This is a genomic window from Corynebacterium aurimucosum, from assembly GCF_046895345.1.
GTDB classification, from domain to species: domain Bacteria; phylum Actinomycetota; class Actinomycetes; order Mycobacteriales; family Mycobacteriaceae; genus Corynebacterium; species Corynebacterium aurimucosum_G.
Genome location: NZ_CP160096.1, coordinates 292,388 through 315,022, shown reverse-complemented (window position 1 = coordinate 315,022; position 22,635 = coordinate 292,388). Strand labels below are relative to the sequence as shown.

Here is a 22,635-nt window from a genome sequence, read left to right as displayed (position 1 = left end):
AATTTCTTGGCTTGTTTTACGAACCAGTCGATTTCTGTGTTAATAGACGTACTAAATGCAAGCTCTCCGTCATGAAAAATCGAAAACGGGAACTTCATTCTCGACCAACTCTACGACGCGGTGGCAGATGCCAGCTTATCCTACGTTTTGTCACGTAAGGAGTTGAATAAATTTCTACGCGACCCAAAGTTTGCTATGAGTGTCACAAACAAAGTTAGGGCGAAGTTTCAGAGCCCCAATGACACCAATGGTGAAGGCGGGGAAGTGCTCCTTTACGCACTTTTGGAGGCAGTAACTGGCGCTCCAAAACTGTTGTCCAAAATGGGGTTGAAGACAAGCAATGAAATGCCGGTTTTCGGATCAGATGGGCTACACATCCTAAAAACTGACGAAAAGAACTACCAGTTGATTTTCGGCGAATCAAAAATGTACGGAGACCTAGGCCGAGCAATCTCGAATGCATTCGAGTCAATGCATGAGGCTTCGATGAATAATTTTATAAACGACATGACTCTAGTCGCGCCGCAGCTGATGAGAGAGAGCGTTTCGGAACAGCAACTAGATTATCTTGAGAAGTTACTGATCCCGCCGCCAGGAGCGGGGATGTCTCCGCCCAAACAAGCATTTGGTGTCTTTGTTGCTTTTGATATTGATGTCGATGATTACGAGCTTGAAGAGCACTCCGATGACGAGATTGAAACTGAGTTTTTAGCTCGAGCAAAAGCAGCGATGGAATCCAAAATTCCTCTGATCACGAATAAAATCAGACAGTTTGGATTTGGGGCAGTCCCGTTTCATATCTTCGCCATTCCGTTCTTGAAACGAACTGTGAATGGGCAGCAGACGGGAGCAGCGGTTTCTCGCAAGGCAATGCAGCGTCGTTTGCGGTTTGGCTATATCTCGGAGAATGAAGATGTCGCCTAAGAACGAATCAAACGTTGCAACTCTTCTGGGAGACCGTATCATTGCTCGATCAGATTTCAAAGAACTTGTAGCGACCCTTGAGCATGCGGTAGCAAAGTCAATTCTGTCTCATGATCAGAATGTAGAATCCCACGGTGATCTGCTCTTTCCGGCAATGAGGTTCGCAGATATCTTGTCATATTCCTCCAAGGAATCTCATCGAACCCAGGCATACTACCTCGTCGCGCTGTTTCAAGAATTAAAGGAGCTAAGCCAGCTCGATCCCAAATCAATCGCTCTGCTCGACTCTATGTCGGCTGCGATTCTTGCAGCACTAGGAAACTTTCCGGGATTGCAGAGACTTGAGGGATCAGTTGAGGAACTTCAGTATACAATCCCAGCGGATCGCGTAATCGGGCGAGAGATAAAGGAGTTAGTACAGCGCACCTCGGATGACAGCCACGTACTTACCGACGCTCAATTTGAAATCGCTCAAAATCTGAAACATATCAACTTCTATAGTTTTTCAGGTCCTACTTCACTAGGTAAATCATTCGTAATCAAGGACTACATTCGGTCAGAGGTTTCGAACAAATCTTTTAAAAATAAGTGCGCGGTATTCGTTGTTCCGACCAACGCATTGGTTTCCCAGACCGCGCGAGATCTTCGACGAGGGTTGAAGGACGTAAAAGGCGTTAATGTGGCAATTCACCCTGTACAGCCTCAGTTGATGCTCCGAAAATTTCAGACGTCGATTTATGTCTTCACCCCAGAACGACTGATCCGGTACTTGAGCACGCAGGGGAGAGAAGTGGAATTGCTTGTGGTTGACGAGGCACACCGGATTGTTTCGCCGAAGGATTCTCGCAGTCCACTCTTCTATTACGCAATTGACCAGACGCTTCGAAAATATGCTTCTAAATTGGTTTTCTCTTCCCCGAGTATTAGCAACCCAGGGATGTTTCTTGATCTGTTTGGAAAATCCTCAGAGGGTAGCCTCTTGGTTCACGAACGAACGGTGACTCAACAGCGATTTTTCATAGACCAGATTGAAGAAAAGACGTTCTACTTTCCGTCGTCATCAGAAGCACCGCCTGTAGAGGTTCCCCTGACGCATGGGTTTGGACTTAACGATTGGGAAGCGATTAAATACTGGGCTAACGGCAATAAAAGTCTGGTGTATGTAAACACTCCCAACAAGGTAGTCAAGTTTGCGCTGGAATATCAGCCGCCGAAAGGGCTCAAGTTGAGCCAAAGAACCCAAGCGCTTATCGACAAGATTAAAGAGGAAGTACACCCCGAGTACTTCCTCGTAGATGCCCTCGAGCGCGGGGTTGCATTCCACCATGGACGAATTCCTGTGGCTATTCGCGAGGAGATTGAAGCAGTCTTTAAGGACCCAAAGTCGGGCATAGACTATCTCGTCTGTACTTCCACTTTGCTTGAAGGGGTGAATCTACCCGCCAAGAATATTTTCGTTCTCACAGATAAGCACGGTAGTGGTCAGGTGATCTCAAAAATTGACTTCGAGAATCTAGCTGGCAGAGCAGGAAGATTAACGAAGGATTTCAAAGGTAATGTCTTTTGCCTGAGGATCAAGCCTGAGGAGTGGAACGAGCCGGAGGAGAAGATTCGTCCTAGTGCGCCTCAAAAGGTATCAAGCTTCTTACTGGATAAGAACAAGCGGAAAACTAAGTGGTACCGTGATTTGGAAAAGGTGCTGCTCGGTAAGTCACTGCCAAAGAGCAGGTCCGTTCCAGAAATCGAGATCGCCGAGCGCTACGCTGCCATCCTGATGATCCAGAATCTAAGTAACCATCCCTCGCTTTTGACACAAAAATTTAATGATCGAGCAGTCGACGCCAACGAAACTCTCAAGAAGGTTAGTGATGAGTTACATGTGAACCTGGATATTTTGAAGCGATCTCCTGAGTTCGATCCTGGGCTCCAAGAGATTGTCCGGCGTGAGCTCAGCCGACTTGAGATTCCGGTCGTGATCAGCTCTCTGCAAGAGATATCTTTCGATTCTATTCTTGTAGTGTTGGTTGAGCTTTCCCGCCTCTACAACTGGAAACAGCGTGAAGGGCGAGGGTTTAGGGCGATGTTCAGCAGGAGTGCCAGCAAAGAGTCACACAATCGACGTCTTCGTTACTGGGCACAATTGGTTTTTCAATGGATGACCGGACGCCCAATCAAATTAGTGATTCAATCAGCGCTCTATCACCATAAGAATGTCGGAAAAATCCGAGTTCCTGCCTTCCCCGCGCCGAAACATCAGTCCCCTTACCGATATGAGGAATTTGATTTGGAGTCGAAAGAGCACGTAAACCATGTGATTGAAGAGACCATGACCGATATTGAGTATGGAGTCGGGTTTAGGATTCTTTCTTACCTAAAGAATTATCACGACCTGTGTGTCCAAGTCTTTGGAGAGGAGAAAGCTGGCCTCGACCTATCAGTACTCATCGAATTTGGCACGACTAGTCAAACCGCCATTGAGCTCCAGCAATCAGGCTTCTCCAGGGATATATCTAGCGAATTGCTGGAAAAAGGGAGTGGTTACCTCGAAATTGGTGAAACCGGTACGATATTGGACATCAACGTGCAAGGGATCATTTCTGATGAACACCTCAGCGCCCCTGTGAAGCAAGAAACCAAAGATCTTTTTGCAGCGTAAGCCGACCGCTCCCACTAGAGGTGTAATAAACTTTTGGCGGTTTAGGAATGATCTGTCAGAAAAGCCTCGATGCGGCTCAGCTCATCAACCGCGTGGAGAGCAAGCTGTACACTCACCACACACGTATGTTTGCGGAGGGCACCCATCTGGAAACTCAACTCTGACACAGCCCAATGTCTAATACTCAGGACCGCGACCCCCGACCTAAAGGGCTCACTTGGCCGCCACAATGAATTCGTTATCCGCAACCGCTTTGGGACGGCCTCCATCAGCGTCGATATCGCCATCTCCGTGGTCTTTATCGCAGGTTCCCTCCTCTTCTTGTTCAGCCTCACCAAGGTAGGAACCGTCTTCTTTCTCCTGGGCAGCCTCGCCATGGCCGCCCGGCCCGCCATCCACTTACGCCGCCGCATGTACCTGCAAAAGATCGGCGCTGACCGCGCGGACACGGACGAGGAAGGCTCCTACTACTAAGCCTTACTTACCCGCGGGCACAGTAATGACCTGCACCCCAAGGTCGCGAATCTGTGCGAGAATGTCCGCTGGTGCGTCCGTAGTCGTGACCAGCTGATGCAGATCCTCGATATCGCCAAATCGAAACGTCGAGACGTGATTGAGCTTGCGCGGCGCCACAGCCAAGATGCGTCGCGTGGCCGCGCGCATCGCGGCGCGTTTATTCTCCGCATCGTCATACGTCGTCGTCGCCAGCCCGTGTTCCAGCGACGTCGAACACGACCCCAGCACCACCACGTCTGCGCGAAATTCCCGCAAGGCGCTCGCCACCGCGACGCTGGACAACGCCAGCGTGTCCGGTTCGACCTCCCCACCCGGCACAAAGATATTTGCTCCCGGCTTCGCCCCGAGCGCCGCCGCGGAATGCAGGCTCAGACACATCGCCGTAATGGGCCGGCCAGCCAGCCGCTGCGCAATGGCTTGCGCCGTCGTGCCGTTGTCAAAAATGACCGCGTCGTCATCGCCAATTAACTCCGATGCCGCCCGCGCAATCGCCGCCTTCGCCCCCGGGTCTTCTGCCTGCCGCACCCGAAAAGGCTTAGGCGTCCCGCGCCGCTCGACCCGGCGTGCCCCACCATGCGTGCGCACGAGCAACCCCAACTCTTCCAACTCAGCAAGGTCCCTGCGGATCGTTACCGCCGCCACTCCAGTGAGCTCCGCCAGGTTCCGGATGCGCGTTTCCCCCGGCCGATCGATCGCGCGCATGATCACTTTATGTCGACTTTCGCGTTCCATGCGCCCATTCTTGAGCGTTTCACGGAACCTGTCAAGGTTACTACACCCGCAGTTAGCGCACCACACGCGGCAAAAATCCAGGTCACACACCCCCGTCAACGACCAGCCCCACCCGCTCGCAGTGATCATTTCCGGCGAGCGAACGCTCACCTACATTAAGCATTGTCACACCACGTGGCCCCCGCAAGACCCCAGGAGCCCGACCACATTCAGCTCAACCCCACGCAGAAAGGATACGACCATGATGCCCCGCACTATCGCCAGCCCACACACCACCCGCCGCACAAACTACCGCCGCACGAGCCCTCGCTATGCCTCCAGCACCTCGACACTGGCACGTCTACGCGAGTGGTTCTACGACACCGGACTCAAACGCACCGGCGCCGTGACGTTTACGCTCTTTACCGGCGACACCGAGTCCCGCTAACGCCGGTCCCCCACGGCAACGCCCCGATTAGACCGCCCGCAACCACCGACGGTCATTAAACCGTGCGAGCAACTCCGGATCCCCCCAACACCGCCAGCAACTCCTCGTCGAACTCCTGCGCGCCCACATAGACGACCCTCCCCGCCGCGGGGCCGACCCCCGGAAAGTAGACACCGTGGGGTGAACAAAATATAGGTGTAAGCTTATCAGAACTTAAGCGGCTTGGGACTCGAACTCATCGGGGGTTTGGTACCCGCACCATGTGTGCCGACGGCACGTGTTGTAGCGCACGCACCACCGGAAGACGTCTCGGCGGCAGGTAAGCTGATTGGCGAAGGTCTTTGTATCTTTGAGGACCTCCCGTTTTAAAGCCGCGTTGAACGACTCAGCGAGCGAATTATCCGCGCTGGTTCCCACCGCACCCATCGACTGGGTAACGCCCAAGCGCCTGCATGTTGCCTGGAACTGCGACGAGGTGTACACGCTTCCGTGATCCGAGTGGAAAATCGCACCGTCAAGACCCCCTCGCAGGTGGGAAGCGTTTTCGAGGGCTTCTTCTACCAGTTCGGTACGCATGTGATCTGCGATAGCAAACCCGACAAGTTTTCGGGAGAAACAATCAATAGCTGTTGCTAAGTACATGTTCGTTCCGTCTGTCAGATGCGAGTTTTTGGTACCGGTGTTCTGGGGACTCGGTACTGTCGTGTTCCGGGTAGTTGGTACCGGGCCGAGGGGTGCGTCGGCCCGGACCGTTTGTCTTAATCGTCTGGGGTGGTGGGTGCGGTGGCTTTGCGCATGTCGAAGTCTCCGATACGGATTCGGTGGCCGTTGTTGAGGCGGCTTACAAGTGAATCGGCTCCGACTCTGTCTGGCAGTGTTTCAACCCAGTAGGCGGCGGCTGATTGGGAGGAGATCAGTGTTGGGAGCCTTCCGTCGCGGTCGAATATGATCTTGCTTAGGTCTTCTTGCCCGCGCTGGTTGATGCTGATGGTCATAAAGTCGTCGATGATAAGGACATCGACGTTGATCAGTTTCTGCATCTTGTCGAGGTAGTTTTGGTCAGTCGGTGAGAAGACCGCCAGCATGTCTACAAGTTGATCCAGCCGGTAGTACGCCACGGAGTATCCAGCCTTGCATGCGGCGATGCCGATGGCGCAGGCAATGTATGTCTTGCCTGTTCCCGTCGGGGCGAGGATGTGAATGTTGGTCGGGTTTTCCCGCCAGTTAGTTGCTGCGATTCGTTTCAGCTGGCGCATGTTGATGCCGCGTTGTTCTGCCCGGGTGATTTCAGCCAGGCTTGCATCCGGGTATCGGAATTTAGCCTGGGCTATAGCCTTGGCAATGTTGCGCTGTTGTCGTTGTGTGTAGGCTTCTTCGACTGCGGCGAGGAAGATGTCTTCTGGTAGCGCATCCGCATAGGCCTCGTCGTTGACAACCTCGTAGAAGATGTCAGCGAAGGTTGATACGCGAAGCTTGCGCATTTTCGCCCGCACAATCTCGTCGTCGATGCTGCTCATGATTTTTCACACTCCTTCTAGTTTTCGTAGTGGTCAGCAGGCCGGATAAAGACGGCATCGGCCACCTCACCGGTAAGCGGGGTACTTGGGCGTGGGTGGTGCTTGGCCACGGGCTGTGTTTTTGCCCCTGGTGGCCCGGGATGTTGTTGGGCGTGGGCAATGTCAGTCTGGATGCGTTTGATCACTGCCATCGTGGGGGCCAGCTTCTTGTCCACGACCTGCTGGCATGCTGGTTCCAGGGTGGCTTTGTTGTGCTTTTTGCCCAGGTTGGCCAGCACGTTGCGTGCCTGGATGAGTCCGCGGGGTACGGCGGCACTATTGCGGTCGAGGATCATCGCTATGACTGCGTGCGTTGCTGCCCCAAACGACGAGGCCCAAGCCAAGAGTTCGTCGCGGGTGAGCGCCTTGTGGCCTTCATCATCGCCACGCGGTGCATGCTGAGGGTTGGTGGAATACCGGTATTTGAATCCGTGAAGGCGCGTGTGTTCAGCAACAAGCTGCTCCCCGTTGAAGATGCTCACCAGTTGCGGGGTGAGCCTGACTGTTACCGATTCTCCTACCAGCTGAAATGGCACAGAGTAGTACTGGTAGTCACAGGTGATGTGCCAATTACGGTCGACTTTAAGCCGCTTATAAGACACTTCCGTAAACGGCGTCGGCGGAAGATCCCGCATCATTGGTGCCTCTTCTTTATCAAAGCGCATGCGCCGTGTTGTGCCATCAGGCCGCGTCATTGCGCTGTTGATATCGGCAAGCCGGTCAGCGATTGCCTCATTGAGTTCATCGAGGTTGTAGAAGACCTTGTTGCTGAAGTAACCCAGGATTTTGGTGTAGGCGATTTTCACGGCACGTTCTACTGCCGCTTTGTCACGAGGCCTGCCGGGCCGAGTCGGCACGATCGTGACCCAGTAATAGTCTCCCAAACGCTGCGTAGCGGTCAGTGACCATCCGGTATGTAGAGGTCTTCTTCGGCCGATACGTCGCCGTAGAAGCATTATCCGCCCGCGATGACCGCTGGTACTTTGCCAAGATAATTCAACGCCTTAACATGGCACTCAATCCACGCCGGCATCTTCTCATTCGCAGCAGCCGTAACGTACATCAACCCTGAGTATGGGCTGACCGCGATAAACAATGACGCCTTGAACGCGGTATCACCACTGGCCTGATCTACTACAGGCACTTTGTCACCGGCCCAGTCAACATAAAGCTCTTGCCCGGGCTCATGGGTGACAACTTCGACGAGATCATTGGCACGCAGAAATTCATTGAGCCCACTGCAAAACTGGGAGTACTGGTACTTTGTCTTATCCGTCGGACAAGGCTGCGACAAGTAGTCCATCCACAGCTTATTCCTGGTCACATGCTTCGTACCTTTCAGCTTGCGTGCAAGAGCATGAAAATCAGGCTGGTCGTAGGACAACGACCGCTTACTCCGGCCATCACTGAATCGATCGTCGAACCATCCCGGTGGGAGCTGACGGAAACGCTCTGGAGTTAGTACCTCATCGTTGATGACTTTCTTTGCTCGGGATACTTCTCGTCGTGAACATCCCAATGCGTGTGTGATCTGCGCGTAGCTAGCACCATCAAGGCACATCGCGATGATCTGTTTGAAGTTGGCCACAAGGACCAGCTCCTTCCAAGTAGAAGTTGACGCAACACCAGCGGATTGTGGTGTCGCCAACATCAACTATGAAAGAAAACCCCCTTGCAGTACCGGGTACGTGGAACACCGGTACCAACTACGCAGACTCGCGGTACCAACTACCCCAAATCGACACCGTCTGCGATCGGGCCTGACCCCCGGAAAGTAGACACGTCGGGGGTTAGCTATGCTGCTTGGGCCAGTGTAGCTGATGTGAATGCTTCGAAGGTATCGGGGGCTAGAAGATTGCACCAGGAGTGCCGTCTGTGCGTGTTGTAGCGCATGCACCATCGGAAGACTTCTTGGCGGCAGGTAATGGGATTGTCAAAGACTTTCCGATCACGCAGAACTTCACGCTTTAGAGTGGCGTTAAACGATTCTGCCAGGGCATTATCGGCACTCGTTCCCACCGCTCCCATGGATTGGCGAACACCAAGCTGGGTGCAGTGGTCCCTAAATGCTTGTGAGGTGTACACACTGCCGTGATCAGAATGGAAAATTGCCCCTTTCAGGCTTCCGCGGACTTTCCTTGCATGAGATAAAGCTTCGATAACCAGCGATACCCGCATGTGATCGGCGAGTGCATGGCCGACAAGTTTGCGCGAGTAGACGTCGATGACCGTGGCCAGGTACATGTTCTTGCCTCCCTTACACGGCAGGTAGGTGATATCGCCTACGTAGACGTGGTTCGGCCTATCAGCTGTGAATCTGCGGCCTACTAAGTCTGGCATGACTCGGTGGCCAAACTTTCGTCTGGTGGTGATGCATCGACGGCGTTTAGTAAAGCCTTTCAGCCCCATGGATTTCATGATGCGTGCGACCTTCTTGTGATTTATCGGAGGAAAGTCCGTATCGTCGTTGAGACTTGCAGCGATGCGTTTAGCACCATAAAGCCCGTGCTCATCATCGAAGATGGTCTTGATTCTCGCACCAATAAGGGCATCGGAACACGTCTTTAACCTGCGTTTTTCGCGGGTGTTGGCCCATTTGTAGAACGAGGAGCGATTGAGCTTTAACACGTGGCACATCCGCTTGACCGAGTATTCGGTTCGATGGTCATCGACAAACTGGAAGCGGATTACCAGCGTGTCTCTTCGGCAAAATATTTCGCGGCCTTGCGCAGGATGTCGCGTTCTTCACGAAGCTTCGAGACTTCTTTTTCTAGCTGGCGGATCCGTTCAGAATCAGTCGTCGCCTTCGCCTTGTCACGCATGGTCTTCGTGCGGGCACGCTTGCCGGTGCCGTACTGCTTAAGCCAGGAATAAAGTGAGGAACGATTGACTCCAAGCTCTGCTGAAGCCGCGTGAAGTGAGAGGTCCTCATTGTTTTCGTAGAGGGCCACAGCATCACGTTTGAACTGTTCGGAGTACCTAGGCATGGTGGTAGATTACCTTTCTTCCCAACCCAACCGGGCTGGATATCAGGTGTCTACCAAACAGGGGTCAGGTCCATCGGCAGATACGTAATATCGCCGACAAGCACACGATTTGCAGCGCAGGCGGTGAAGTCACGGTTCACCAAGTCTGCGAACACGCGCCGGCCTTTGTCGCGCACAGTGGTCTTGACCCTGCGCTTCTTCTGAAATCCGAACAGGTTCTGGGCCCGCATCAAGCGGGCCACCTTTTTGCGATTGATCCGCTTGGCAGGGGTTGTAGCACCGTCGCGACGTGTGGGGTCGTTGAGTTCGGCGGTGATGCGACGAGCGCCCCACACGCCGTTTTCAGCGTCGAAAATGGTCTGGATCTCCGCGGCCACCACAGCATCATCTACAAGGCGTGCACTTCATAACGCCGCAGTCGTGGCCTTTCCTGCAGACGGGTCAATGCCTTATTCGCCGCCTTATTCGCCATGATGCGCAACGGAGAGCTCTACCGCGAGATCGTACCGGAGGTCATCGCAGCAGCATAAAGCCCCAGATACAAAAGCCGACTGGGTAAACCTCAGTCGGCCCCTCAGCGTGCCGTGAATCAGACAGAGTCAAGCACCGCGGTCGCCCCTGAAAACTCCACCCGCGGACTTGACTAACTAGATAGGACCCCCGGATCACTTTCTTGACCGGGAGAGGAAAGCTATACAGAAGCCAGGTACTAGTGCCACTCTCTCTACAGACGGCGGCACCGGACATAAACAAAGCCCGCCCACTCCGGTGGACGAGCCATGAGTATTCGGTGCCCCAGAGTAGAGCTATTAGCTACGTAACAGGCGACGTTGCAAGATGGCAATGGTCGAACACTCGGCGCTCTAAGGCGAATAAACCACCATCCGCGCATAATGCTGGGCAGACCAATGCCGAATTCCCATCGTCGAGCCTCAACGAATGCCGCCGATCGCGCCATGTTCAGTTAGACGCGCGATTAACGCTCGGGATGTAAAGTTTGCCTGAACGTAAGCCTGCGCGGTTTCAACCTGAGCCTTATATTTTTCTGGTTCAGACCACAGACTTGCTACAAGCCCCTGAACATCTTTAGGTTCAGCATACAAAGCGGCATCACCAAAATTGGCTCGCATGTACTCGGGGAGGATTACGACGACGCCAGCGGCCATCGCTTCGATGACTGACATGCCAAAAGATTCGGTTAAGGCATCGGAGTGGAAGTACGCCCAGAAGTCCAGAGAAGAGAGGAATTCGGGAACCGATTCTTCGTCAAATCCAAGGACATCAGCCTTGGCCCGCAACGCCTTTTGGGTGTCTCCAGGAAGTGAATCAATCCCACCCATTATACGTGTGTCATAGACCTCATTACAGCCGTACAATAGCTCAATCGTGCTTCGCTTATCTGGCCACTTCAGCGCCGCATCACGGCTGTGCCGGCCGAGTACTGGACGGCCTTGGCCAGGAGTACGCGAATGCCCTATCCACTGAGTGTCCCTCAGAATTCCCGGCCAATTTTCATCCGACAAAATCAAGCCAGAAAAAACCGCAGATGCAAGTTGCCGGGTAACGCCACTTTCGGGATAAAAAGCGGGAGCAACGTTGAAAAGTTTCTCTATATTGGCACGGGAGGTTTCAAGGTCGAAACCGAAGCCCTTACCGCCATCAAGAACGGGAGGGTTGTTAATAATGACAGAAACACGCTCAGCCGTAACATTGCTATCAAGGTTCTCAATGAACTGCAGAACAGAAGGATGGCGAATCACTATATGTTTAGCGGTAAGCTCATCTTTCAAAGACAGAACTGAAACACTTGGCAAAGAAGCAGTCTGCAGCGCCCGCTCGGTCACGCCCACAGCGCCAACATTCACCGGCGAGAACATATGGATCATGCCTACGTCGAGGCCTGCTTCGACACATGCTTCAATCTCGTTAAGAGTAAGGTTAGAAGTTCCACCCGGAAAACCGAAGTCTGTCATGAAAATAACATCAAAATCTCCAAGAGACTTGCCACGCTTGCCAGGCTCCATGTTAATTGGACGGGCAATCTGGGCAAGCTCATCATGCGACGGCGTTTCAGTTTTCTTATGCAACTCCTGGTATGCCTGCTGGTAAAAGAGACGGGCGGGATCGATGTACCCACGGCCAATCTCGCCTGCAGTGAGCGAGCCCGCGTGGGTGCGGGTGAAAGACAGAGGCACGTTACCCAGAACCGGAACTGGCTTGCCCATGATGTTCACTAGGCGATCACGAAACTCGGCATCAGCGCCCCGGTTAACGTTGTCCCATACACCCGTTTCGGCCAACAGGGACTTTCTGAACATGAGTGATGAGAAGTTGGGTTGCGAAAATGACGGGTTATTATTGATGCGCGTAAAAATGAGTTCTTCACTCACTCGGGCATGACGCGTCATGTTGGCATACTCATTGGGGTTGTCAAGAAGATGCTTAGCCTGGCGCGCAATCTTCTCCGGATGCGACCAGTCATCATCATCGTGCACGGTAATAAACTCACCTGTAGCTACCTCCAGAGCGCGATTGCGAGCTGGATAGGCCCCCAGATTCTCCTCCTGCTGTAGCCAAATGACTTCCGGGAAGTCGAGCTTAATCGGCTCCAACAGGGCGCGGTTCTCCTGCGTAGATCCGTCATCGACAACAATTATCTCGATATTGTCCCAGGTTTGGGCACGCAATGCCCTGAGCGTGGTAGGCAAATGATGCGCGCCGTTAAACGATGGGACAATTACCGTAACCTTTGGGCCAGACTCCTTAGACAAACTGGTCCCGCTAATGGAGTCGAGAGGTGAAAGCTCACCGCAAAAGTCAACCTCGATACTGCTGAGTCCCTCGGTCTGAAAAAGTGCATTAATACCTGCAACCCACGCGGCGTCCCACCCGCTAACCTTCTGAAGTCCGAGGATATTAAGCTCGACTAGTCGAGCATGCACTGAATCACGTTTAATAATACCCGATTCCTTGAGGAACTTACGCAAACGCCCGTACTCACCTACGGATTGTAAAACCTCTGAATAAATGTAGTTGTCTGTGCGACCAAACGCCTTTTTGCCTGATATGGCCTGAACAAACCTGAACAAGCGCTCCGCGTCTTCAACGTCAGTCGGGCGGAGTCGCTGGTTAGCGACCACACGAGCCAGCATAAGAAGCTGCTTGGCATTCCAACTATTCTTGAATTCGGCACCTGAAAGCTTGCCAGCACGCTTGGTGCGGACAATGCGGAGCACATCATCGTAGTCATACTGCAACTCCGTTGCTGCACGTGCGATGGAGTCACGCATTGCAGTACTCTTAGTACGAAGGGCGAAGGTTTCGTACTTTCCTGGAATCTTGAGGATCCTTTCCCCGTACTCAAATTTCGGTCCCACTCCCCCGCGAAAAACCGTCTCGCCAACGCTGTTACCAAAGCGTCCAACGTCAACAGAAGCGTGGACTTGTCCTCCACCCAGACCTCCAGACAGCATCTTCTCCTGATGGGCACTAATGGTGCGGAGTCGCTTCTCCAGGACTGCAAGCTGCCCCATGGACTTCAACGAGCTGCCCGTTGTGCGGATTAAATAACGATGCAAGACCAAAAGGACAACGATTAGAGCGCTAAGACTGAAAGCGATGAATACAATTGCCAGCTTTATGCCCCCTAACACGGCACTAATGACTGCACCGAATGCAGCTAAGATTCCAGCGAGTCCTATGAGAGCGGCCTTGCTTTTCAAGAACCGAGAGATATTCATTGTGCAATTTCTCCAGCCTAAACGAATGCTTATTTATTGAGACGAATTCAAAGTAGCATGGTCTACCCGCGCAAAGCGCCCGATATTGCTTGCTCCAACCGATTAACCATCAAACGGTACGTGTCAGCGTTGTAATGAAATGGCGCGGGGCCCCATTTATGATTTTCTTCACCGAATACTTCATCTTCACCGAGCCGTGAAATAGTGAAGCCAAGCCCTTCTAGGTAGTTAACCATATGCTCAAGTCTCTCATTGAACGCACCTGCGCCAGGGTAGCTATAAGGTACCGGGCTTCCGTCACGGAAAGTCTTTGCCCACGGCGTGTAGTTTACAACTGTCCGCGGGGTGTTAACACCAGCAAGTCGTGCAAACTCATCTGCGGCAGCGCGCCACTTCTCCAAGAAAGCATCTTCCACAAAGAATAGACGCCGGACCACCTCGACCTGCTGGACGAGTCCAGCTGTCGAGTTTGCAGTACCCGAGATTTGACGTCCATTCGCCAACTCGAGGACGCCGTTTCTTTCGTCAGTAAGGTCCCAGACTGCGACACCTCCGGTATTGAGGTGAGCGCGCACCTCGGTCACCGCGGTACCTGCAAGATCTTTCTGAACCATGCGACGTTGGAAACTTGAAGCAATTCTTGAAAGGTCAAACCCCTCTTCATTACCGGGAGATAATGCCGAAATAAGCGACTGTCGGGCTACGTATCCCGACAACTCCATCTTGGAAGAATCCCAATATTCTACAGAATCACGGGTAGTGCACGAACCGTAGATGAATACATCTGCCATAGCAAGTAGGTTAGCGGTTTGCCGCGACGACATCCAATAGTTTCCCTATGTTTCTGAACTCATCAAGCACAGCCCCAGCCAAAATGGACTTCCGATACAGACCCCCCTTACCCCAGCTCACAGATCAAGGCCTCCTGCGTCGCGCCGGCCAACGGTCCTGCGGGGGTGACGAAATCTAATTGACTTTTAATGAAGCGTCCTGGGTTTAGTTCCTACTTCAGCTAAGAAAGGATTGAATTATGCCTAGAGAGTATTCCGTTGAGTTTAAGGAGAAGGCGGTCCATTAGATCATCGACATGGTCTGCTTGGAGTCTTGCTCACTGTAGCGCGCCTACGCGGAGGTCGGTGAGCTTTTTGGAGTATCTCACCACACGTTGCGGGCTTGGTACCGTGACAGTGCTTCAGTACGCGATGATTCTGACGCTTCAGGCAGCGAAACGATGGAAGAAGAACTCAAGTGTCTGCGCCGCGAAAACCGTGAGCTGAAACGAGGAAACGGGATTTTTAAGACTGCTTCGGCTTTTCCGCAGCGGAACCAGGCCGACCCACGACCAAATGATCTCCTACATCGACGCGTACAAAGATCAGTTTGGGGTCGAGGCCACCTGCAGAGTTCTTAAACAAGCAGATCGTGGGTTCATCACTTCACGCGGCTACCGCAAAGCCACCTCACGTGTTCCCAGTGCGAGGGCCTTAAGCGATAGCCTGCTCATCCCAGAGATACAGCGTGTGCATGCGGAGAATTTCTCGGTCTTAGGCATCCGCAAAATGTGGCACGCGATGAACCGTGAAGGCTTTCATATCGGCCGCGATAAGACTGCACGACTGATGAAGATAGCAGGTGTTTCCGGCCGCCAACGTGGGCGAACCCCTGTGACAACGATTAGCCCGAAGACACCGGATTATCGCCCAGACCTAGTGCAGCGAAACTTTCGTGTACAAGCACTAGGCAGGCTGTGGGGTGTCGACATTACCTACGTTCGCACCCTGTCAGGATTCGCCTACACCGCGTTTGTTGTGGATGTTTACAGTCGAAAAAATTGTTGGTGTTGCTGCACACTCGACGATGCGTACCGATGCGCTGCCCATAAAAGCTCTGGAGCATGTGTTAACGACTGCAGGACGAATCCATAGAAACCAGCTGATTCACCACAGCGATCGGGGCAGCCAGTACGTGTCACTGAAGCATTCCACCGCTCTCGCGGAATCCGGAATCCGACTAAGTCCGGAACAGTCGGCGATTCCTATGACAATGCTCTAGCCGAAACAGTCAATGGTCTCTACAAGGCTGAACTGATCATACCCAAGGCCCGTGGACATCGGTCGGAGAAGTCGAACTGGCCACCATGCGGTGGGTGCATTGGTGGAACACTAAGCGGCTTCAAGAGGACCTGACCCCTGTTTGGTAGACACCTGATATCCAGCCCGGTTGGGTTGGGAAGAAAGGTAATCTACCACCATGCCTAGGTACTCCGAACAGTTCAAACGTGATGCTGTGGCCCTCTACGAAAACAATGAGGACCTCTCACTTCACGCGGCTTCAGCAGAGCTTGGAGTCAATCGTTCCTCACTTTATTCCTGGCTTAAGCAGTACGGCACCGGCAAGCGTGCCCGCACGAAGACCATGCGTGACAAGGCGAAGGCGACGACTGATTCTGAACGGATCCGTCAGCTAGAAAAAGAAGTCTCGAAGCTTCGTGAAGAACGCGACATCCTGCGCAAGGCCGCGAAATATTTTGCCGAAGAGACACGCTGGTAATCCGCTTCCAGTTTGTCGATGACCATCGAACCGAATACTCGGTCAAGCGGATGTGCCACGTGTTAAAGCTCAATCGCTCCTCGTTCTACAAATGGGCCAACACCCGCGAAAAACGCAGGTTAAAGACGTGTTCCGATGCCCTTATTGGTGCGAGAATCAAGACCATCTTCGATGATGAGCACGGGCTTTATGGTGCTAAACGCATCGCTGCAAGTCTCAACGACGATACGGACTTTCCTCCGATAAATCACAAGAAGGTCGCACGCATCATGAAATCCATGGGGCTGAAAGGCTTTACTAAACGCCGTCGATGCATCACCACCAGACGAAAGTTTGGCCACCGAGTCATGCCAGACTTAGTAGGCCGCAGATTCACAGCTGATAGGCCGAACCACGTCTACGTAGGCGATATCACCTACCTGCCGTGTAAGGGAGGCAAGAACATGTACCTGGCCACGGTCATCGACGTCTACTCGCGCAAACTTGTCGGCCATGCACTCGCCGATCACATGCGGGTATCGCTGGTTATCGAAGCTTTATCTCATGCAAGGAAAGTCCGCGGAAGCCTGAAAGGGGCAATTTTCCATTCTGATCACGGCAGTGTGTACACCTCACAAGCATTTAGGGACCACTGCACCCAGCTTGGTGTTCGCCAATCCATGGGAGCGGTGGGAACGAGTGCCGATAATGCCCTGGCAGAATCGTTTAACGCCACTCTAAAGCGTGAAGTTCTGCGTGATCGGAAAGTCTTTGACAATCCCATTACCTGCCGCCAAGAAGTCTTCCGATGGTGCATGCGCTACAACACGCACAGACGGCACTCCTGGTGCAATCTTCTAGCCCCCGATACCTTCGAAGCATTCACATCAGCTACACTGGCCCAAGCAGCATAGCTAACCCCCGACGTGTCTACTTTCCGGGGGTCAGGCCCAGAAGCTTTGGACTACGCCACCCCACAGAAAGTCGAAACCGAGTACTATCTCACCCAGCCCATCAACACAGGGGCGTAAAAGAAGCGAAACTAAACCTAGGACGCTTCATAGAGTGACTATAATCCAATGGACAAGAGCGCGTAAATGCATTATTGACTAGGACTACCAGTATTTCAGAGGAGACGAAATGGCTAAATTGATTGTGTGGGACCTTGATGACACTCTGTGGAATGGAACGCTCGCCGAGGGCGACTCGCTTGAGCCCATCGAATCTCGTATAGAAGCAATTAGAACACTAAATGAGCAAGGAGTCGTCCACTCCATCTGTTCAAAAAACGACCCTAATTCCGCAAAGGAATACCTGCAGAGCATTGGCATGTGGGATCAATTCGTTTTCCCAGACATCTCCTTCGAGCCCAAAGGATTTCGCGTTAAGCGTATTGTCGAGAACATGCAACTGCGATTTCCAGACGTCGTTTTTGTTGACGACAACAAAGGGAATCTCCGCGAAGTGGAGTTCGAGTGCGAAGGCATCACGACCTTCGACGCCACCGAGAACGACATTGACGCCTTCCTTGAAGATCTCATCGAAAACACTCAAGGCGGCTCCTCCCGAGTGGGACGCTATCGGATTCTCGAGGAAAAGCATCGGGACCGTGAAAAATCTGCGGGTTCTAACGAGGACTTCCTACGGTCCACAGACATCCGAGTCACTTTCCTCCGAATGGCTGACAATCTTCCGCATGCACAACGTATCGAAGAACTCATCAACCGAACTAACCAACTTAACTTTCTCAAAACTCGCGTCAAACCGGGCGAGATTTCGGAGATGCTCGTAGACCCCAACTCTTATGAGTCGTCCGTATTCGTCTGGGATAAATACGGCAACTATGGTCTCGTGGGCTTTGGTTCGCTGACCAAGGAGGGACTCACTCATTTCACATTTTCGTGCCGTACCATGAACATGGGCATCGAGCGGGCGTTGGCTTGGGGTCTGCGTTCCTTTCGCGCATCTCGCGGCATGAAGTTTCCAGTAGAGGCATCTCTTCCCGAGTGGATCACTGTAATAGACCCAGATTCTGATGAGGCACGTCAGCGTATCGAGGAAGGCACCAAAGTCACCAAAATCGACGCAGACGTCCGTATAATGGCCAATTGCCAGTCCGCAGCGCTTGCGCATTATATCAATGGCACGAAACCCATCGATTTTGATAATTGGCCGCGAACTTTTACGCTGGGCGGTTACGCCCAGACGGGGGAGATCAACGGTGAGTGGGCAAAGACTTTAGTGTACGGCGCCTTCGTGGACTACCTATCAGCGTACTGGCCAAATGAACAGCTTCCAGAAATTGAGGACTACACTGCAGCCGTAGACAAGCTGATTTCAGAGAGCGCTGAAAAGGGCTCTCAGCTAGTTGTCCTGTTACCCGTTGAGGACTTTGAAGACTCTGACCCCAGTACTGGAATGACCAAGTCACAATTCACGGAGAAAAATGCCGTCTGGCGCGAGCGCGCAGCGCACTACGATCACCTTCAATTGTTGGAGCTGTCCTCCTTAACCAGCCCTTTCTTTGACGCCGATCCGCGCCACATGACACGAGACCAGCTCATGGAGCTTTCTGCACGGATTAAGACGAGACTTGACCTCTAGCGAGATGACGTTCCTCGCCATCTAGATTTGGAATAACATTGATTATTGACGACGCTGGCTTAGCACTAGCCACGAGCAGGCCGAACCTCGGTGGCTACATAAAGCAGCTCTGGCAACGCCGGTTCTACATAAAAGCAGACGCGCGAAGCAAAGCATTCAAAACGGGCCAAGACACGTTCTTGGGCAAAGCGTGGATCGTGGCGGATCCTCTTTTACAGGTCTCGATCTACTTGCTCGTCTTCGGCGTTGTCCTCAAAGCCTCTCGAGGTATGGACAACTTCATCGGTTTTCTTGTGATTGGCGTTGTCTACTTTGGTATGTTGTCCAAAGGACTGACAGCTGGCTCTGCCGTCATCAAGTCGAACCGCAACCTCATAGACTCCTTCAACTTTCCCGTCGCGGCCGTTGTCTTTTCCAGTTCACTTCGCCAGATGTATGACAGTATCGCGCCTGGCATCCTCGCTATCGTTACAGCAGTGCTTTTTCAGCTAGATAAACCACTCCATTGGACACTAATCTTCGTTCCTTTCGCATTCGTCATCATCCATGTTTTCAATCTCGGGGTAACATTCTTCGTTGCCAAATTAACGTTTCTCGTTCCCGATCTCACTCAGATAGTTAAAGTTATCGCTAGAGGTCTATTCTTTGTTTCCGGAGTTCTCTTCCCAATTTCTAGATTCGATTTTCACCCAACGCTTAAACTCTTAGTAGAGTTGAACCCTTACTACCAGCTACTTTCCGCGGTTCGTGGGTTCGCTCTAGATGGTATGTTGCCGAGCGTGATGGGGCTTTCAGTAATCTTCGGTTGGACGGTCGGCGTAGTTGTACTGGGATTTCTCTACTTCTGGAGGTCCGAAGGATCGTATGGGAATAAGTAAAACTCAAGGAATAGAACCTACAGTCGTTGTCAGGAAAGTTAATCACACGTACCACGGTTCCAAATTCAACGCGCTACTTGGCAAAGAGCGCGATGATGTGGAAGTCCTCCATGACATTAACTTCGCCGCGTACCAAGGCGAATCCATCGGCGTTTTGGGACGCAATGGTTCCGGGAAATCTACCCTCTTGCGTCTAATTGCCGGTAACGAAAAGCCAACCACCGGCGAGGTATTCGTTAGTTCCCCTCCTGCGCTGCTGGGCGTCAGCGCCGCCCTCCAGCCAGATCTCAACGCATGGGAAAATGCCCGCCTAGGGCTACTAGCGATGGGCCTGACACCGGAGCGCGTAGAAGAACTCTTGGAGGATGTCGTGTTGTGGTCCGCCCTTGGAACCGCAGCTGCACGACCTATGAAAACCTACTCTTCTGGCATGCAGGCCCGACTGAAGTTCTCGATTGCCACCGCTATACCCCGAGAGATCCTTCTTGTGGACGAGGCTCTTTCCACCGGAGATAGCACCTTTGCGAATCGCGCAAAAAGGCGCGTCCGAGACTTCATTCAGGCTGCCGGTACCGTTTTCGTGGTCTCCCACGCACCAGGTCAAATTGAAGAATATTGCCAGCGCTGCTTGTGGATTCACGAGGGCCGGATTATTGCTGACGGGCCTACTAAGTGGGTCTCCCGTTGCTACAAAAAATGGTCGCAGTATGCATCCGCAGACCGTCCAGATCTGGAAGCATCCCTGCTCGAGCAAATGGCAGAGCGCTACGAACGCCCCCGTTTTGTCATGGTATCTGAAGCAGAACGACTCTTGGGCTCTCTGCGTACTTAAGGAACACTCTCATGGAAAAACTGACTCGTAATCCCGAAACCGACCTTTTCGAAGAACCGAACCACTTTATGGGCCTTCCCCTGGTGCACCAGCGGAGCCTGTCGTCGATGAAGTTCCGGACTCGCTTGCAGGCCGCGCACACCATTCCGCTCGAGAATGGGCACACACTAGACTTTCTTAGCCGCTTGAAGTCCGCTGAAGCGTTGTATGTAGTCTTTCATGGCGCCATCGCGCCAGACAAGCTCTACTACCCGCGATTTGAGCGTGAAAGCTCGCTTCGCAAGCTCCAGGCAGCTTCCCTGCACTTCGCAGACCCGACCCTACTACACTCGAAAGACCGTTCGATGCGCCTGTCCTGGTACCTTGGGGGCCCGGGCTGGGATCCAATATTGGAGATTGCCCATGTTGTGCGCACTGCCATGCGGCAGATGGGTACGGAGAACGTCGCCTTTCTGGGTGGAAGCGGTGGCGGATTTGCTGCTTTACGTATTTCTGCGTTATTCCCGGGTTCGCTTGCCTTTGTGCAAGACCCACAAACCGAAGTGATGCGTTACTACACCGGAGCCGTACGCCGGTACTTTGATACGATGTGGCCGGGACAAAATCGCGCAACCCTTGTACAGCAATTCCCGGACCGCTTCGACGTTAACCACCTTTACGCACACTACATCCCCAACAACTTTGTGTACTACTACCAGGGCATTACGGATGATTTCCACCGAAAAGGCCATTACAACCCGTTCCTGGCTGCTATAGGCTGTAAAGAAGGCGGTCGCTCTTACGACACCCCAAACCGCAAGATGGTGCTAGCCCATGGTGAGATTGAAGGCCACGGCAAAATCACGCCGCAGGAGTTCGAAACCCACTTTGAACTAGCCACGAAGTGGTGGCTAGGCACCAAATATCAAATGTAAATTAACCGCCCCAGCCTCTGGCTGGGGCGGATTCTCCGGCTTGCTTCGTCGATGCTAAGACAATTCATCTCCGTCGTCTAGCGCGACTCAGGCGCGCAGCCCGGGGCTATGGACAAACTCTGTAACGCTGGGAATTTGGCTACCGGCGTAGATACTGTGCGGCACGAGGATGAGCTCAAGAACATGGGACATGACCGGTGCCGCAGTGCCCCTAATCTCTCCCGTTTCACCATTCTCATTTCCGAAGATAACGTTAACGTTGGGAAGTTCTTGGAGCTCAGTCGGGACGCCAGTGATGTAGGGCTCCATAGCTGTGATAGACAATGCTGGGTTCAGCTGCGCCAAATGCCTGACCAGAGCAACGGCGGGCGAGTTCCGAAAATCATTGGTGTCGGGCTTGTAAGACAAACCATGAAGTACAAGTTCAGAAATACCCCGCTCGTTCAGAAGGCCAGCAAGTTGTTCCGCGATCCATTGTGTTTTGTAATCGTTAACCGCGCGAGCAGAGCGCATTAGTCGGGTCTCCAACTGTTCATTTTGTATAAGGAACCACGGATCAACGCTAATGCAGTGACCGCCCACACCGATACCTGGAGTGAGAATATCCACGCGAGGGTGGCGGTTTGCAATGCCAATAAGCGATTCTGGGCTTACGCCGTAAGACGCGCAAATCATCGAAACTTCATTGGCAAACGCGATGTTAACATCTCGATAAGCATTCTCGACAACTTTGGACAGCTCGGCCGTAGTGGCATCGGAAAGCACAAAGTATCCACGCCCAAACCGCGCATACAGATCCGCAGCACGACGGCTAGCCCGCTCCGTTAAGCCGCCTAAGACGCGGTCGTTCTGCACAAGCTCCTCGAGTGCAGCGCCGGGCAACACCCGCTCTGGACAATGCGCAAAGTCAAGATCCTTCGTACTGATTCCCTTCTGCTCCAACGCAGACTTCATCCACGCTGTAGTCCCCGGTGGGGATGTAGATTCCAGGACAATAAGCTCATCACCCAATAGGTGGGGCACTATAGCTTCGAGAGCAGCACGAATGAAGGAACTATCAAAGCCGGAGTTTGCATCTACGGGGGTAGGAACCGCGATTACAAAGCAGTGGGAGGGCTGAGGCACATTGGACATCTCGAAGTTGCCCTCCCGCAATTGCTTGACGAGTAGCTCTCCTACGCCTTGTTCTAACTGAGCGTCGGCAGACCGGAGACGCTCTAGCTTGCCCTCATCAACGTCAACGCCGCGCACGCGCAAACCAGCTTGTGCAAACAAAAGAGCTGTGGGCAAACCGACATAGCCGAGACCAATAACACAGACGTCACTTCGGTTCAACATAG

At 52.9% G+C, this 22,635-nt stretch carries 18 protein-coding genes and 2 pseudogenes; 10 read left to right on the top strand and 10 right to left on the bottom strand.

Annotated elements, in window-relative coordinates:
* The first annotated feature begins 78 nt into the window (after window positions 1-78).
* The 3 genes from ABZS45_RS01630 to ABZS45_RS01620 all read left to right on the top strand — a co-directional run bounded on the left by ABZS45_RS01630 (window position 79) and on the right by ABZS45_RS01620 (window position 4,054).
* The gene (locus tag ABZS45_RS01630) at window positions 79-924 is read left to right on the top strand and encodes a DUF1837 domain-containing protein (RefSeq protein WP_412101121.1); all 846 of its coding nucleotides are present in this window, start codon (window positions 79-81) and stop codon (window positions 922-924) included.
* Entirely contained in the window at window positions 914-3,580 is a 2,667-nt protein-coding gene (locus ABZS45_RS01625) for a DEAD/DEAH box helicase (protein ID WP_412100373.1), read from the top strand. Before ABZS45_RS01630 ends, ABZS45_RS01625 begins: the two co-directional genes overlap by 11 nt.
* Before the next feature lie 291 nt (window positions 3,581-3,871).
* On the top strand, window positions 3,872-4,054 hold the full coding sequence (locus ABZS45_RS01620; RefSeq protein ID WP_412100372.1) for a YrhK family protein: 183 nt from the start codon (window positions 3,872-3,874) through the stop codon (window positions 4,052-4,054).
* Window positions 4,055-4,057: 3 nt separating this feature from the next.
* Here ABZS45_RS01620 and ABZS45_RS01615 read toward each other — a convergent pair whose 3' ends face one another.
* Window positions 4,058-4,828, bottom strand: a complete 771-nt coding sequence (locus tag ABZS45_RS01615) for a DeoR/GlpR family DNA-binding transcription regulator (protein ID WP_412100370.1) — start codon at window positions 4,826-4,828, stop codon at window positions 4,058-4,060.
* A 241-nt stretch (window positions 4,829-5,069) separates the two neighbouring features.
* Here ABZS45_RS01615 and ABZS45_RS01610 point away from each other — a divergent pair, with 241 nt between their 5' ends.
* Window positions 5,070-5,255, top strand: a complete 186-nt coding sequence (locus ABZS45_RS01610) for a hypothetical protein (RefSeq protein WP_269948614.1) — start codon at window positions 5,070-5,072, stop codon at window positions 5,253-5,255.
* Between the two features lie 213 nt (window positions 5,256-5,468).
* On the opposite strand, the pseudogene ABZS45_RS01605 reads toward ABZS45_RS01610, so the two are convergent.
* The 8 genes and pseudogenes from ABZS45_RS01605 to ABZS45_RS01570 all read right to left on the bottom strand — a co-directional run.
* Window positions 5,469-5,915 (bottom strand): annotated as a pseudogene (locus ABZS45_RS01605) (transposase); the annotation flags it as partial.
* 98 nt (window positions 5,916-6,013) lie between these two features.
* The gene (locus ABZS45_RS01600) at window positions 6,014-6,772 is read right to left on the bottom strand and encodes an ATP-binding protein (RefSeq protein WP_412100369.1); all 759 of its coding nucleotides are present in this window, start codon (window positions 6,770-6,772) and stop codon (window positions 6,014-6,016) included.
* Between the two features lie 17 nt (window positions 6,773-6,789).
* Window positions 6,790-7,617 (bottom strand): Mu transposase domain-containing protein, encoded by an 828-nt coding sequence (locus ABZS45_RS01595; protein ID WP_412100367.1) that lies wholly within the window; start codon window positions 7,615-7,617, stop codon window positions 6,790-6,792.
* A 149-nt stretch (window positions 7,618-7,766) separates the two neighbouring features.
* Window positions 7,767-8,399 (bottom strand): transposase, encoded by a 633-nt coding sequence (locus tag ABZS45_RS01590; RefSeq protein WP_412100366.1) that lies wholly within the window; start codon window positions 8,397-8,399, stop codon window positions 7,767-7,769.
* A gap of 206 nt (window positions 8,400-8,605) precedes the next feature.
* A protein-coding gene (locus ABZS45_RS01585; RefSeq protein ID WP_412099203.1) for an IS3 family transposase occupies window positions 8,606-9,798 on the bottom strand; the annotation gives its coding sequence in 2 pieces (ribosomal slippage) (window positions 8,606-9,516 and window positions 9,516-9,798; 1,194 coding nt in all).
* Between the two features lie 50 nt (window positions 9,799-9,848).
* Entirely contained in the window at window positions 9,849-10,175 is a 327-nt protein-coding gene (locus tag ABZS45_RS01580; protein WP_412100365.1) for an IS3 family transposase, read from the bottom strand.
* Between the two features lie 555 nt (window positions 10,176-10,730).
* Window positions 10,731-13,538, bottom strand: a complete 2,808-nt coding sequence (locus ABZS45_RS01575; protein ID WP_412100363.1) for a glycosyltransferase — start codon at window positions 13,536-13,538, stop codon at window positions 10,731-10,733.
* A gap of 62 nt (window positions 13,539-13,600) precedes the next feature.
* A complete protein-coding gene (locus tag ABZS45_RS01570) occupies window positions 13,601-14,329 on the bottom strand; it encodes a DUF6270 domain-containing protein (protein ID WP_412100362.1) in 729 nt (242 codons plus the stop codon).
* 296 nt (window positions 14,330-14,625) lie between these two features.
* Here ABZS45_RS01570 and ABZS45_RS01565 point away from each other — a divergent pair.
* From ABZS45_RS01565 to ABZS45_RS01540, 6 genes and pseudogenes are all read left to right on the top strand, one after another.
* Window positions 14,626-15,723 (top strand): annotated as a pseudogene (locus ABZS45_RS01565) (IS3 family transposase); the annotation flags it as partial.
* Window positions 15,724-15,788: 65 nt separating this feature from the next.
* Window positions 15,789-16,981, top strand: a protein-coding gene (locus tag ABZS45_RS01560) for an IS3 family transposase (protein WP_412099203.1) whose coding sequence is annotated in 2 segments (ribosomal slippage) — window positions 15,789-16,071 and window positions 16,071-16,981 — 1,194 coding nt in all. Because the reading frame shifts where the segments join, the coding sequence is not laid out codon by codon here.
* Between the two features lie 226 nt (window positions 16,982-17,207).
* Window positions 17,208-18,671 (top strand): HAD-IIIC family phosphatase, encoded by a 1,464-nt coding sequence (locus ABZS45_RS01555; protein ID WP_269948611.1) that lies wholly within the window; start codon window positions 17,208-17,210, stop codon window positions 18,669-18,671.
* Between the two features lie 38 nt (window positions 18,672-18,709).
* Window positions 18,710-19,549: an ABC transporter permease gene (locus tag ABZS45_RS01550; RefSeq protein ID WP_269948610.1), complete on the top strand. Its 840-nt coding sequence runs from the start codon at window positions 18,710-18,712 to the stop codon at window positions 19,547-19,549.
* Window positions 19,550-19,646: 97 nt separating this feature from the next.
* The gene (locus tag ABZS45_RS01545; RefSeq protein WP_412100359.1) at window positions 19,647-20,381 is read left to right on the top strand and encodes an ABC transporter ATP-binding protein; all 735 of its coding nucleotides are present in this window, start codon (window positions 19,647-19,649) and stop codon (window positions 20,379-20,381) included.
* 11 nt (window positions 20,382-20,392) lie between these two features.
* Window positions 20,393-21,295, top strand: a complete 903-nt coding sequence (locus ABZS45_RS01540) for a hypothetical protein (protein WP_269948608.1) — start codon at window positions 20,393-20,395, stop codon at window positions 21,293-21,295.
* 87 nt (window positions 21,296-21,382) lie between these two features.
* On the opposite strand, the gene ABZS45_RS01535 is transcribed toward ABZS45_RS01540, so the two are convergent.
* Window positions 21,383-22,633, bottom strand: coding sequence for a nucleotide sugar dehydrogenase (locus ABZS45_RS01535; RefSeq protein ID WP_269948607.1), 1,251 nt, complete (start codon window positions 22,631-22,633; stop codon window positions 21,383-21,385).
* Window positions 22,634-22,635: the final 2 nt, after the last annotated feature.

What these genes read in the sequence shown, in the direction of transcription:
- ABZS45_RS01535 (WP_269948607.1), bottom strand. Translation starts at nt 22,633, where the DNA reads ATGTTGAACCGAAGTGACGTCTGTGTTATTGGTCTCGGCTATGTCGGT.
- ABZS45_RS01555 (WP_269948611.1), top strand. Translation starts at nt 17,208, where the DNA reads ATGGCTAAATTGATTGTGTGGGACCTTGATGACACTCTGTGGAATGGA.
- ABZS45_RS01540 (WP_269948608.1), top strand. Translation starts at nt 20,393, where the DNA reads ATGGAAAAACTGACTCGTAATCCCGAAACCGACCTTTTCGAAGAACCG.
- ABZS45_RS01570 (WP_412100362.1), bottom strand. Translation starts at nt 14,329, where the DNA reads ATGGCAGATGTATTCATCTACGGTTCGTGCACTACCCGTGATTCTGTA.
- ABZS45_RS01625 (WP_412100373.1), top strand. Translation starts at nt 914, where the DNA reads ATGTCGCCTAAGAACGAATCAAACGTTGCAACTCTTCTGGGAGACCGT.
- ABZS45_RS01575 (WP_412100363.1), bottom strand. Translation starts at nt 13,538, where the DNA reads ATGAATATCTCTCGGTTCTTGAAAAGCAAGGCCGCTCTCATAGGACTC.
- ABZS45_RS01600 (WP_412100369.1), bottom strand. Translation starts at nt 6,772, where the DNA reads ATGAGCAGCATCGACGACGAGATTGTGCGGGCGAAAATGCGCAAGCTT.
- ABZS45_RS01615 (WP_412100370.1), bottom strand. Translation starts at nt 4,828, where the DNA reads ATGGAACGCGAAAGTCGACATAAAGTGATCATGCGCGCGATCGATCGG.
- ABZS45_RS01610 (WP_269948614.1), top strand. Translation starts at nt 5,070, where the DNA reads ATGATGCCCCGCACTATCGCCAGCCCACACACCACCCGCCGCACAAAC.